The 12,029-nt window shown below is 57.5% G+C and carries 17 protein-coding genes; 4 read left to right on the top strand and 13 right to left on the bottom strand.

The window, feature by feature from the left end; translation table 11 throughout:
• Window positions 1-6: 6 nt before the first annotated feature.
• Both QCD60_RS24285 and QCD60_RS24280 read right to left on the bottom strand, forming a co-directional pair.
• Entirely contained in the window at window positions 7-2,580 is a 2,574-nt protein-coding gene (locus tag QCD60_RS24285) for a PAS-domain containing protein (protein ID WP_279789274.1), read from the bottom strand.
• 23 nt (window positions 2,581-2,603) lie between these two features.
• Window positions 2,604-3,326 (bottom strand): response regulator, encoded by a 723-nt coding sequence (locus QCD60_RS24280; RefSeq protein ID WP_279789272.1) that lies wholly within the window; start codon window positions 3,324-3,326, stop codon window positions 2,604-2,606.
• 355 nt (window positions 3,327-3,681) lie between these two features.
• Here QCD60_RS24280 and hpaE point away from each other — a divergent pair, with 355 nt between their 5' ends.
• The 3 genes from hpaE (at window position 3,682) to QCD60_RS24265 (ending at window position 7,147) form a co-directional block, all read left to right on the top strand.
• Window positions 3,682-5,136: a 5-carboxymethyl-2-hydroxymuconate semialdehyde dehydrogenase gene (gene hpaE / locus QCD60_RS24275; protein WP_279789270.1), complete on the top strand. Its 1,455-nt coding sequence runs from the start codon at window positions 3,682-3,684 to the stop codon at window positions 5,134-5,136.
• 131 nt (window positions 5,137-5,267) lie between these two features.
• Window positions 5,268-5,492 carry a hypothetical protein gene (locus tag QCD60_RS24270; protein ID WP_347950254.1) on the top strand — a complete coding sequence of 75 codons (225 nt, stop codon included), beginning with the start codon at window positions 5,268-5,270 and terminating at the stop codon, window positions 5,490-5,492.
• Between the two features lie 62 nt (window positions 5,493-5,554).
• On the top strand, window positions 5,555-7,147 hold the full coding sequence (locus QCD60_RS24265) for a recombinase family protein (RefSeq protein ID WP_279789268.1): 1,593 nt from the start codon (window positions 5,555-5,557) through the stop codon (window positions 7,145-7,147).
• Between the two features lie 4 nt (window positions 7,148-7,151).
• On the opposite strand, the gene QCD60_RS24260 is transcribed toward QCD60_RS24265, so the two are convergent.
• From QCD60_RS24260 to QCD60_RS24210, 11 genes are all read right to left on the bottom strand, one after another.
• A complete protein-coding gene (locus tag QCD60_RS24260; RefSeq protein WP_279789266.1) occupies window positions 7,152-7,466 on the bottom strand; it encodes a hypothetical protein in 315 nt (104 codons plus the stop codon).
• Window positions 7,463-7,747: a hypothetical protein gene (locus QCD60_RS24255; protein ID WP_279789264.1), complete on the bottom strand. Its 285-nt coding sequence runs from the start codon at window positions 7,745-7,747 to the stop codon at window positions 7,463-7,465. The genes QCD60_RS24260 and QCD60_RS24255 overlap by 4 nt, the downstream gene beginning before the upstream one ends.
• On the bottom strand, window positions 7,734-8,027 hold the full coding sequence (locus QCD60_RS24250; protein WP_279789262.1) for a hypothetical protein: 294 nt from the start codon (window positions 8,025-8,027) through the stop codon (window positions 7,734-7,736). The genes QCD60_RS24255 and QCD60_RS24250 overlap by 14 nt, the downstream gene beginning before the upstream one ends.
• Window positions 8,024-8,365, bottom strand: a complete 342-nt coding sequence (locus QCD60_RS24245; protein WP_279789260.1) for a pyocin activator PrtN family protein — start codon at window positions 8,363-8,365, stop codon at window positions 8,024-8,026. Before QCD60_RS24245 ends, QCD60_RS24250 begins: the two co-directional genes overlap by 4 nt.
• Window positions 8,358-8,516, bottom strand: a complete 159-nt coding sequence (locus tag QCD60_RS24240; RefSeq protein ID WP_279789258.1) for a hypothetical protein — start codon at window positions 8,514-8,516, stop codon at window positions 8,358-8,360. The genes QCD60_RS24245 and QCD60_RS24240 overlap by 8 nt, the downstream gene beginning before the upstream one ends.
• Window positions 8,503-8,787, bottom strand: coding sequence for a phage antirepressor KilAC domain-containing protein (locus QCD60_RS24235; RefSeq protein WP_279789256.1), 285 nt, complete (start codon window positions 8,785-8,787; stop codon window positions 8,503-8,505). Before QCD60_RS24235 ends, QCD60_RS24240 begins: the two co-directional genes overlap by 14 nt.
• Window positions 8,788-8,840: 53 nt before the next feature.
• Entirely contained in the window at window positions 8,841-9,011 is a 171-nt protein-coding gene (locus tag QCD60_RS24230; protein ID WP_279789254.1) for a hypothetical protein, read from the bottom strand.
• Between the two features lie 5 nt (window positions 9,012-9,016).
• Window positions 9,017-9,229 carry a hypothetical protein gene (locus QCD60_RS24225; protein WP_279789253.1) on the bottom strand — a complete coding sequence of 71 codons (213 nt, stop codon included), beginning with the start codon at window positions 9,227-9,229 and terminating at the stop codon, window positions 9,017-9,019.
• A 196-nt stretch (window positions 9,230-9,425) separates the two neighbouring features.
• Window positions 9,426-9,833, bottom strand: a complete 408-nt coding sequence (locus QCD60_RS24220; RefSeq protein ID WP_279789251.1) for a type II toxin-antitoxin system HicB family antitoxin — start codon at window positions 9,831-9,833, stop codon at window positions 9,426-9,428.
• A 37-nt stretch (window positions 9,834-9,870) separates the two neighbouring features.
• Window positions 9,871-10,053 carry a type II toxin-antitoxin system HicA family toxin gene (locus QCD60_RS24215; protein WP_279789250.1) on the bottom strand — a complete coding sequence of 61 codons (183 nt, stop codon included), beginning with the start codon at window positions 10,051-10,053 and terminating at the stop codon, window positions 9,871-9,873.
• A 114-nt stretch (window positions 10,054-10,167) separates the two neighbouring features.
• Window positions 10,168-11,319: a Bro-N domain-containing protein gene (locus QCD60_RS24210; RefSeq protein WP_279789249.1), complete on the bottom strand. Its 1,152-nt coding sequence runs from the start codon at window positions 11,317-11,319 to the stop codon at window positions 10,168-10,170.
• Between the two features lie 338 nt (window positions 11,320-11,657).
• Between QCD60_RS24210 and QCD60_RS24205 the strand changes: the two genes are divergently transcribed.
• Window positions 11,658-12,029 (top strand): hypothetical protein, encoded by a 372-nt coding sequence (locus tag QCD60_RS24205; protein WP_279789247.1) that lies wholly within the window; start codon window positions 11,658-11,660, stop codon window positions 12,027-12,029.

The following is a 12,029-nucleotide window of genomic DNA, read 5'->3' as shown; positions in this document are numbered from 1 at the left end:
CCCGTCTCAACCCGTCAGACATTCCGCCAGTTTTCGCGCCAGAGTGTCGAGGCGATAGGGTTTGGGGAGCAGGGGGAGTGCGGAGGCCAGCCCGTAGTCCTGCAGCAAGCGCTCTTCGGGTAGCCCGGACGTCAGGAGTACGGGCAGCGTCGGGCAGTGGTGCTGGCAGAAGTGCGCCAGTTCAATGCCGCTCTCCCGCGTACCTAAGTTGACGTCACTTAACAGCAGGGCGTAGTGCTGTTCAGCGTTACCTGTGGGGCCAGGCTGCAGTCGCTCGCGGGCCTCACTGGCCGAGCTCACGGCGGTCACCCGGTAGTGCAGATGCTCCAGCAGGCCGATGGCAGCCAGCTGGACCTGCGGGTCATCCTCCACCAGCAAAATATGCTGTTGCTTGCCCATGGGCAGTGTGCGGTCAGTAGTGACAATAGATGGCACTGGCTGCGGATGGTGCAGGGGCAGCCACAGCTGGAAAGTGGTGCCTTCACCGAGGCGGCTGCTGACGGTGATATCCCCTCCTGACTGACGCACAAAACCGTACACCATGCTCAGCCCCAGTCCACTGCCCTGGCCCACCGCCTTGGTCGTAAAAAAGGGTTCAAAAATGCGGTCGATAACCTCTTCGGCAATGCCGTGGCCGCTGTCCTGCACTTCAATCAGTACCCCGTCACTGTCCTGCTTATCCGCTCGACAGGCCTGCCTTGTCCGAAGTGTCAGCTGACCGCCATCGGGCATGGCGGCACAGGCATTCAGCACCAGATTCAGCAGGCTGTTATCGAGCTGGCTGGCATCTACGTAGATCCAGGGATCGCTTTCACAGAGCTGTACCTCAATGCTGATCTGCGGGCCGGCGCTGTATTCAATCAGATCAAGCATCGCCTCAAGCAGTTCGTTGACCTGCACGGCTTCCGGCTGCAGATGCTGACGGCGGGCAAAGGCAAGCAGTCGTTGCACCAGCCCTGCACCTTTCTCCGCTGCGGCCAGTGCTCGCTGGCTCAGGCGCAGACTGCGTTCATCCAACGGTTGATCCGCTGGCGCTTCCTGCAGCAACTGCAAGTTACCAATGATGGCCGACAGCAGATTGTTGAAATCATGGGCGACGCCGCCGGTCAGATGGCCCAGCACATCCATCTTTTGCGCTTGTCGTAACTGGCTTTCGATGGCTTTGCGTTCGGTCAGATCGGAATAAAGAGTGACAAAGCCGCCGTCCGGCATCGGCCGGCTGCGGAACTCCAGCACCTGACCGTTGTGAAAGTAGCGCTCAAAGCGTTGAGGCTCTGCCTGTCGGCGCAGGTTGATTTCAACCATGTCCAGCGGGCTGTTATCGAGGGTGCGGTTGTGATGGGGCAGCTGATTCATCAGGGTCTGAATGTCATCCAGATACATCCCGGCCCGGATGCGCTCAGCAGGCAGTGAAAACAGCGCCAGATACTGCGGGTTCCAGGCGAGCAGGCGATTATCGCTGTCGAACACGCTGAGGCCGTCGTTGATGTTGGCAAAGACGGTTTCCAGCAGACGTGTTTGCTGCTGGAGGTCGGCCGTGAGCGCCTGCAGATCAATGGTGCGCTGACGAAAAACCAGAAATGCCCGGGTCAGACTGCCGACTTCATCATGCCGTGTGGAAGAGGGGGCGGGCTGGTCAGTGACGCCCTGTGCCAGCAGGCTCATCTGCTGGGCGATGGTCTTGAGGTGTCGGCTCAGATCAAGCACCCAGAAGATGCCGATAATCAGCATCAGTAACGCCAGCAGCGTCAGCAGCAGAATACGGCTCTGGCCCCACTGTACTGCCCTGCTAAGTTGCTGCTGCTGGTCACTCAGGCGCTGTTGCAGTTGTTCGACGAAGTGGCGGACCTCGTCAGACAGCGCCGCAGAGTTGGCTCTCACTGCGGCCAGCAGGAAGGCTTTTCGCTCCAGCAACGCATTCTGGTGGCGTTTTTGTTCGATGAGCGTATGGCTGTCGTCCATGAGTTGCTGTAAGGGCAGAGAGAGTGGAGAAGTACCACCGGCATACTGCTGGCGGAGCTGCGCCAGCTGATTTCTCAAAGACTGGGAGAAGTTATCCAGCTGACTGCCACTGACGTTAATGATCAGATGGGTCTTGTCGAGCAGCCCCGGCAACAGGGGCCGCAGCGGTGGAAAGCGTTCCAGCTGATCGAAGCGCTGATTGATGGCATAGAACGTTTGCAGCATATCTTCACGCAGGAACAGCTCCTGCTCGGTATGGTTGATCAGTTCAGACAGCGTGGCGTTCATCTGCGCCAGCTGATGCTGTAACTGCGGTGCCTGATCCAGATGATGAATCTGTGTGGCCAGAGAGGTCAGTTCCTGCTGTCGGGATTTGAGCTCTTCGCTTTCCCGTTGCACCTGAAAAGGGGTTACCGCTTCGGCCACATAAGGCGCCAGCGCGGCCAGACTGGCAGTACGCTCGGCCAGCACCAGTGACGATGAAATGTCCGGCAGAATATCGCGCTGCAGGGCGCTCATGGCGGACTCGGTATTGCGCAGACCAAACCAGCCGACCGCGGCGATCACCACACTGGCCAGACAGACAACGCCCAGGGCAAACAGCAACTTGGTACGCATGCTGGCGTGATGTCGCTGGCTGCTTAGCATTGGCAGATGTGTGCGCTGAAAATGTAGCCTAGACCACGCTCGGTGCGGATCAGCGAAGGTTGCCGGGGGTTGGGCTCAATTTTGCGTCGCAGGCGCAGAATCAATACGTCGATAGTGCGGTCAAAGACTTCCGTCTCGTTGCCTCGTGTCAGCTCCAGCAACTGATCTCGGCTGAGAATGCGATTAGGTGCCCGCACCAGCGCTTCGAGCAGATTGAACTCAGCGTAAGTCAGCTCAAGGGGCTGGCCCTGCGCATCGAACAGTTCGCGGCTGGTGAGATCGAGTATCCAGTCATTGAAGCTGATGCGCTCATGGCTGGATAGATCATCACGTCGTGCGGGTACGCTCAGTTCGGTGGTGCGTCGAATCAGGGCGCGCACGCGTGCCAGAAACTCGCGGTTGTTAAAGGGCTTCATCAGGAAGTCGTCGGCAGCGAGTTCAAGGCCCAGAATGCGATCAGTCTCATCACCCTTGCCGGTCAGCATCATGATAGGAATGACGGACTTGTGCCGTAGCTGGCGGGCGACATTCATGCCGTCCTCCTTGCCCAGTCGCAGATCAATTACTACCAGTGCATGGGGGAGGGCCGTCAGGGCGCTGAACATGGCGTCACTGTCGGCGACAGCAGTGACGTCAAAACCATGCTGCTCCAGTAGCTCAGTCAGCAGGTCTCGCACACCTTGCTCGTCATCGACGATAAGAATCCGGGTTGTCATCTTTCGCTATACCCTGTGGTTATTCTTCTACCGGGCTGCGCCCGCTCTCGCGGCCATAAACAGACATGAGAGGGCATTAGCGGCATTTTTACCAGAAAGCCGCATTTGAAAAATTACAATTATTACAGATCCCGCCTGCCGCAGTGTCATCTGCGAATGCCTTTTATTTATTCCCTCAGCGCCAGCCAGCAAAAAATTCTCTCAGCACGCGGTTGACTAAAATTAAGATGTTAACTAGTTTATTAATATCTTAATTAATGGCTCTGTGCAGCAGGGCTGTGATCAAAACAAGACGTGCTGACGGAGCCGTGACCCGGTTCTGAGTTCGCAGACAGCAAGTGCAGGAGTTCGCAGCGTGATAAAGCATCTGATCAATGGCAAGTGGGTAGAGAGTGCCGACACCTTTGAAACCATTAACCCGACCACAGGGGAAGTACTGGAGGTTGTCGCCCATGCCTCTGCCGGGCAGGTAGCCGAGGCGGTACAGGCAGCCAAAGCAGCCTTCCCCGCCTGGGCTAATATGCCCGTCAAGAAACGCTCCAAAATCATCGAACGCATCGGTGATCTGATTGCAGACAATGTCGATGCGCTGTCTGAACTGGAAACCAAAGACACCGGCTTGCCGCTGTATCAGACTCGCAATGCGCTTATTCCACGCGCTTCGGAGAACTTCTACTTCTTCGCTGAGATGGCCAAGCAGATGAATGGCCACACCTATCCGGTCGATGACCAGATGCTGAACTACACCCTGCACAAGCCAGTCGGTGTCTGTGGTCTGATCTCTCCCTGGAATGTGCCGTTTATGACAGGCACCTGGAAAACGGCACCCTGCCTGGCTCTGGGGAATACCGCTGTGATGAAGCAGTCGGAGCTCAGCCCGCTGACCACGGACTTTCTCGGCAAACTGATCATGGAAGCCGGAGTGCCTGCCGGGGTATTCAACGTGGTACACGGTTTTGGTCGCACCACGGGGGATGCACTGATCCGCAACCCGGACGTCAGCGTCATCTCCTTCACCGGTGGCACCTCTACGGGCAAGCACATTATCGCTAATGCTGGCCTCAAGAAGTTCTCCATGGAGCTGGGCGGCAAGTCGCCTGTGATGATTTTTGACGACTGTGATTACGAGCGTGCCCTCGATGCCACACTGTTTGGCATCTTCTCCATCAATGGAGAGCGTTGCACTGCCGGGTCTCGCATCTTCGTTCAGGAGAGCATTTACGACCGTTTCGCCTCTGACTTTGCCGCCCGTGCCAGTGCCATCAGTGTGGGCGACCCGATGGACATGAACACCAAGGTGGGCTCGCTGATTTCCAGAGATCATTACAAGAAAGTCACCGGCTATATCCAGATTGGTGTGGAAGAGGGCGCCAAACTGATCGCAGGCGGTGACAAACCAGCGGTGCCTGCTCATCTGGCGCAGGGGTATTTCGTTGCACCGACCGTCTTCCGGGATGTCACCAACGACATGCGTATCGCCCGGGAGGAAATCTTCGGCCCGGTGGCGGTGCTGATTCCGTTCAAGGATGAGGCAGATGTCATTGCTATGGCCAATGACAATGACTACGGGCTGGCCTCTTACCTCTGGACTTCGGATAACGGCAAGGTGCATCGCATCGCCAATCAGATCGAAGCAGGCATGCTGTTCGTCAACAGCCAGAACGTGCGTGACCTGCGTCAGCCGTTTGGCGGTATCAAAGCGTCCGGTACTGGCCGGGAAGGTGGTGTGTACAGCTTTGAAGTCTTCACCGAGTTGCGCAACGTCTGCATCAGCATGGGTTCGCACCACATTCCGAAATGGGGAGTGTGATGTAACCGTGCACTCATAGGTTTCAGGCTACGGCAGGCAGCGTCTGCCGTGGCTTTCAGCCTGCACTACAGGAATACGGCAATACCACACAGCGAAACACCTTATTCATAACAATAAACAGGTGATACACCATGAAAATGCCTCGCTTCTCCCTGAAGCAGCTTGCTCTCGCTTCTTTCTGCTCACTGTCTTTTTCCTCTGCCACCTTTGCTTCGACCGTCATGCATGTGGCGAGCTGGTTGCCACCCACCCACACCCAGAATGCCGTGGTGTTACCTACCTGGGGCAAGTGGATTGAAGAGGCGACGGAAGGGCGGGTCAAGGTGGAGATTGATTACAGCCACGGTAATCCCTAACACACCCAAAGTAGATTTAGTGTAAAATTGTCTGCATCCCAGTCACCACGCGGGTTTGCGGCATGCGTGTATACTCCTATCTGCGTTTTTCTGATCCCAAACAGGCGGCCAGCACGTCGGCAGAGCGTCAGCGGTCTTACGCTGAAACCTGGGCGACAGAGCGCGGCCTGGTGTTGGATGATTCACTCACTCTGCGTGACGAAGGCTTGTCGGCGTACCATCAGGCACATGTTAATAAGGGGGCGTTGGGAGCGTTTCTGCAGGCGGTGGATGCCGGTCAGATTGCGCCAGGCTCTGTACTTATCGTCGAAGGCTTAGACCGCCTCTCTCGTGCTTCCCCCATTCTTGCTCAGGCGCAACTGGCGCAAATCATCAATGCCGGGCTGACCGTGGTTACGGCAGCGGATGGTAAGGAATACAACAGCGAGTCTCTCGAAGCGCAACCGATGGATCTGGTGTATTCGCTGCTGGTGATGATTCGTGCGCACGAAGAGTCTGCCACCAAAAGCAAGCGCGTGAAGGCCTCCATCACCCGACGCTGTGAGCAGTGGCTGGCTGGCACCTACCGTGGCCGCATTGCAGCAGGGCGCGACCCGGAGTGGACCCGCTGGGATGACGAGCAGCAGAGAATGGTACTTGTCCCGGAGCGGGCGGAAGCGGTGCGCTACATCGTTCAGCGTTATCGGGAAGGCATCGGCTTTGTGCGGATCGCCAGAGAGATGCAGGAGCGCGGCCTTAAGCATGGTCGCAAGCGCTCCGATTCGCGCGCCTTCGCCAAGCTGGTCAGGCTGCGTGCCTTATTGGGGGAGAAAGCCCTCAAGGTGCAGGGGGAAGAGCACGTATTGCCCGGCTATTACCCGGCACTGGTGACGCCGCAGGAGTTTGATGAGATGACTGGCGTCAGCAAGTCACGGGCCAGAGCCGTGGGGAAGGGTGACGTGCCCGGCTTTCTCACCGGGGCGTCGATCTCAGCCTGCGCCTATTGTGGTTCGCCCATGGCGGGCGTGACCTATCACCACAAATGGCGGGAGGATGGCACTATTGCGCCAGGCCACCGGCGGCTGATCTGTGGCCGGCACAACATGCGGCTAGGGTGCCCGAAAGGAGGCTCGGCGACGCTGGCTGTGTATGAGTCAGCATTGCTCGACTGGTGCTCAGACCAGATGAATCTCGAAGACATGACCCGCAGCAAAGGACAGGCACAATTGCTCCGGGCTGATATTGCCGCACAACGCAGTGAGCAGGCTGCCTTGCAGCAGCAGATCGACAAGCTGATGACGCTGATCCTGCAGGCGGATGAGCCTTCCGTCGCGGTGATGAACAAGCAGCGTGAGCTGGAGAAGCACGTTGCGCAGTTATCGCAAACCATCGAGGCCATGCAGCGAGCGCTTCACCGGGAAGCGCAGCAGGCCCAGCCACAACAGGCAGAGCAGTGGCGAAGCCTGCACAAGGCCGCCGTGGACGCACTGGATTTTGATGCACGCATGCAGCTACGGAAGATGGTGACAGACACCTTTCAGCAGATTCAGTTTGCGTTGTCCTGGGGGGAGAAGGGCACTGGCAGAATGATCGTCACCGGTAAGTCAGGCGTTACCCGGGTGATCGACGTCAAGAAAGGTAAACGGGCTGTCCCACGGAAGCCCGTTGCCTGTTGAGCCGTCAGGCTGCCCGATGCACTGCCTTAGCCAGAGGCTGTAGCGCAGCGTTGAGCAGCAGCGGTGCACTGTTGCCGTTGGTCCACTCCCGGCACTCGCTGTTGGCCTTGCGCTGCACCTTCATATAGCCCTGACACAGCCAGATATTGTGCGTGACCAGCTCGGCCGCCGCATACGCCTCGTGGGCCAGATGCGGCCCCCGCTCAACGATGGTGCCATCTTCCCTGATGATCGCCAGTTGCAACGGTGTGCCGTGCTCATCAGTGGCAGTGATGCCATGAGCGGCGCTAGCCATCAGGAAAATCAAATGTTTGCTCATACCCCCTCCCTCATTAACGGCGCATCCATCCCCTGCAATAACTGGATAGCCTGCTGGCCAAGGCCAATCAGCTGCTGTTGAGTGGTCATCAACTGCTGAGTTAGCCGCGACTGCTCGGCGACCAGCCGCTCACGCTCTGCCAGTTGCTCGGCCATACACTGCTCAAGCCGCTGGTTTTCTCGCCAGAGGTTTTGCAGATCGGCGCAGATCTCCTGCGCTTTCATCGGCTGGCCGTACTTGGTGATGCACTGGTGATCTTCAATGTAGTTATGGCTGTACATGGGCAGCCTCCTGCGCTTTCTCTTTGAACAGCAGCACCTCATGTGGCCGGGCCAGCAGGAAGAAGCCGCATTCCTCCGGGTCTTCATTCCACTGGAACACATGGCCAGTGGGGGAGACCAGCGTGGTGACGGGTGCTGTACCACGCCACGACTGCATCAGTGAGGTCAGCGCCTGCTCTTGTGACTGCTTGTTTTTGCGGACGGCGCTGAGCCTCTGGACCAGCGCTTGCTCCTGATCACACAGCGCGCTCAACTCCGCCAGAACCTTGGACAGTGTCATTGGGAACCCTCCTCATCCTTACTCGCAACGATGCGCTGTGCCTGAGATTGCCCCTGTGCTTCATCAGCGGCGTAGGCCTGAGCGTCGATAAAGGCCGCAAAATGGCGGATGTCGATAAACATCGGTGCTTTGCGGCTGTCATACAGCGTGGTGACTGGCAGCGGTATCTGCCCCTTGCTGATGGCCTCGCGAAAGGTCGAGGCATTCAGATTGCGAAAGTAGCGCTCGCGGATCACCTCCGCTGACACCAGCACATCCCCCAGTGAGCGAAACAGCAGCTCCACCGTGTCAGCGCGGGGTGCCAGCGGCAGGCGCAGCGTGGGCTGGTCGTTATGCATGGGCTTTGCTCCTTGCACTGCGTTGCCATGCGCGCGCCACGTTGCGGCTGACCAGCGAGCGGAACTGCTCCGGCACGTTGGCCAGCGTGCTGCTGCGCTCATCACGGGTGAGCAGACGTGCCCTGCGGCGTTGATATTCACGCGGCGCCATGGTGATCCTCCTTCACGGGAGGCAGCGAGAGGGAGAGCCGCTCGGCCAGCCACGGAATGCCCGGCTGCGTCACCCGGGTAGACAGGCTGTACTGATGGCCACACTCCGGGTGCCACCAGCTGCCCTCTTTAGTCGTGAGGTAGAGGCGGTCACGGCTGGCGTGCTGCGGAAGGTTATGACGATTGAGCAGATCAGCCTCGCGCATACGGCTGATCAGCTCTGGTCGGGTGATGCCGAAATAATCGGCGGTTTGCTTCAGGGTGCGTTGCATGATGCTCCCTCGTCAGTGTGGCTGAGCGTGCCGGGTGGTGGGCCGGCCGCTGCTCAGGGTTTGGGGTTGCGGAAGGGGCGTTGCGCCCACTCACTGCGAACGTACTCTTCAACCCGCGCCCGCATGGGCTCGGGAACCGAGCGAAAGGCCGCACGCCGCTCCTCAAGGGTGGGAAGCGCCAGGATTTCAGCGGCGTAGTGCCTTGGCCGTTTGGGCTGATCCATCGTGCTCAGCCTGCCAGTGGCGCACGGTGCGCAGCCGGGGTGGTGGATGGCAGGGCGGTGGTGGTCGCCATGCCCGTCGGGTGCGCAGCGTGCGTTATCGCAGAGACTAAAACGGCAGAGGTGCCAGACAGCACCGCCCACATGCCTGTTTCGTGCTGGGCACGGGCAATCAGAGCGGGGCTGGAGCTGACGGTGGGGTGGAGGTAGATGGTGTGCATGATAGTGCTCCTCTGTGGTGTAGGAGTAATATCACCTATATGATGTTTTTATGCAATATCAAAATGATGTTAACGATGATTTTTTGCAGGTATGAATATCTTTTAGATTATGAATACCTTCTAGATGCTGCAGACTGTCTATCCCCCTAAAACAACAAGGCCCGCAACTGCGGGCCTGGGTTATGCGCGATGTACATCAGCGCTGGTGCAGCTCGTGCATGGCCGCCACCTGCAAAAAGTGGCTACGGCTGGTGTAACGCTTGTCCTGTTTGATCAGGTTATCAATCTGATAGGTCAGCAGGCGGGGCAGCGTCACGTTCACCTTCTCTGACTTGCCAAGGAAAGGCTCCGGATCGATGTCGATCACAGCCCAGACCCACCCCGCGTAGGCTGCATTTTTAACGTGGTCTTTGACCTGACTGGCTTGAGGCGGGGTCACGCCTTCTTCAGCCAGCATTTCCAGATGCAGGCAGATGGCTTCTTTTGCGTTATCCATGGCCTCATCCAGCGTATCGCCAGCGGAATAGCAACCGGGAATATCCGGTACGACCACACCATAGGCTTGAGTCTCAGACCCTTCCTCAATCGCGATGGGATATTTCATTATCATCTCCACTGAGTGACACCGTGCAGGCAGGGCTTCACTTGAGGCCCGCGTCCTTCAGGATTTTATCTACCAGCCCTTTGCCCAGATCTTTTCTGGGGTGGGGCACCGTTAGCAGCTTGCCGTTCACTGAATGTTTGAGCTGATGGTGGCTACCAGCCACGCGCACAATCACCCATCCATTGGCCTCAAGCAGCTTGATCAGTTCTCGGCTGCTCACGTGTCAACCTCGCTTGCTCATGTGGCGGAAACTATAACTCCAATAACCCTTTGGTGTCGACTGACAGTAACCCCGATAACCCCAAGGTCGGGGCTATCAGGGTGAAAGCGTCCCTCAACCACCGTGCCTGCGCAGATAGTCATCACCGAAGGTGTGCGCCTTTTGCTCCCACTTTGTCAGTGAGGCCTCAGCCAGAGTGCGCTCGTAAGGCGTGCAGCGCTGGGCGAAGCGGGCAAAGGTCAGCCACTCGGTGATCAGCTCGTGGCAGGCCAGCAGATCGCTGACGGGGATGCCCGCCACCTGCTCGCGCTGCTGCTCCAGCCAGAGGCGCTCCATCACCTCGGGCAACTCGTCGAACTGCCGGCGCGGCAGGGTGCCTTTCTGCGCTTCATGTAATAAGCGGTGGCGATACAGCGGCTCATGGCGTTTGGCCAGCACCACGGCGGCAGCGTGGATGGCCTCGCTCACGGGTGGGGCAATCAGCGGCTCGGCCACGGCAACTGCCTGCTGCGGGCTGAGCACCGGCACGGTGACGGTGCCAGGTGGGGTTGAGCCGGTGTGGCGACGGTTGCCGGGCACGTCGGGCGGGAAGGGCACGGCGATTTTGTCGAAGGCTTTGGCCACTGCTTCGCGCACGGTGTACAGCGCAGGCCCGCTGCACTGGTCAATCACCAGCAGGGCGGCATCGCGGCTCAGGCTGCGGAAGGTGGTGGCAGTACCGTTGATATAGTCGGTCAGTGTGCTGATCTGGGTGCGGCGGAAGGCGTCAGAGCAGGGCACCCGATCGATCACCGCGCAAAGGGTGTTGTGGTCGAGGTTGAGCAGGGCGGCCAGTGACAGGCTGGTGATGGCGAAATAGCCGTGGATTTTCCGCACCAGCTCGGAGGCGGGGGGGAAGGCGGTGACGGGGGTCACAGGCACCAGCGTGCGGGCAGGGGTGCCTTCGTAGCGGCCGGTTTTGCGAATAGTGGGGAGGACTTCTGCCGTGACCCATTTCTTAAAGCGTTTCGCTTCGGGTTTACGGCTGGTGAGGATCAGGGAATAAAGACCAGACTCGTTTATACACGCAACTTCCTGCGATCCACCAAGGGTGTCCACATTAAGGACACCCTTTTCATCTTCATCAAGACGACTAATTACTTGTCGTGGATTTGCCAAATCAAGGGCAGAGCAAACATCTACCGCGACGAACCAAGGCTGGTCGTTTAATAGAGTTGAACGGATATCGTGTGAGTCGAAGCTGAAAGAGGTGAGATGCTTTGACATAGCTAGCTACCTGTACTTTAGATCAGTTAGCCCGCTTCCTCGCCGCCAAACGTGGAGAGCGGAACCGTGCGGGTTGGCGGACCGGGTACAGGAACCGGCGCATCCGAAGATGCCCCACACGGCCCGCCCATTACGGGTAGCCATGCATTAAGCACAAAAAAACCGCGAACGCGGCTTATTTGTTCGTCTGTACCTTTCAGGCCGCCAAGCCTGGCACCGGATTTTGCCGGTGCGTGGGGAAGTGTAGGGGGAGTGGAGAGGGGGAGTCAACCGGTGCTTTAAAACTAGGGTCAAAATTACTATATTATGCAAACACTGAATTTCTAATGGATTTTGAAATGGATAATACTAAAGAAGAAAATAATAAAGAAGAAAGCGCAAAGTTAAAGCATACTGACTATGTTAAGTTGGTCTTTGATCATATTAGAAATTATATAATGTGTGGAGCAATTTTTTCTTTAAGTCTTTTTTCAGAAAAAGATCCAAGGAACTCAGGTGTGGCAGTAGTCTTATTTATTCTGGCATGTGCACTTTCTTTACTAAATGCGATGCCGGTAATCATATACTTTTTTAAAAACTGCCATTTTCTTTCCGCGACCAGCAAGAGAGGGCACTCGATAAAGTTCTGGGCATCAGCAGGGTACTTATCTATTGTCATACCTTTAGTCTATTTTGCTGCTACAAAGGCTGTCAATGAAATTGTCAAATAA

It is taken from the genome of Pokkaliibacter sp. MBI-7 (assembly GCF_029846635.1).
In the GTDB taxonomy this organism is placed as follows: domain Bacteria; phylum Pseudomonadota; class Gammaproteobacteria; order Pseudomonadales; family Balneatricaceae; genus Pokkaliibacter.
Note: the sequence above shows the minus strand (reverse complement) of the source record. Positions and strands in the feature narration are given on the sequence as shown.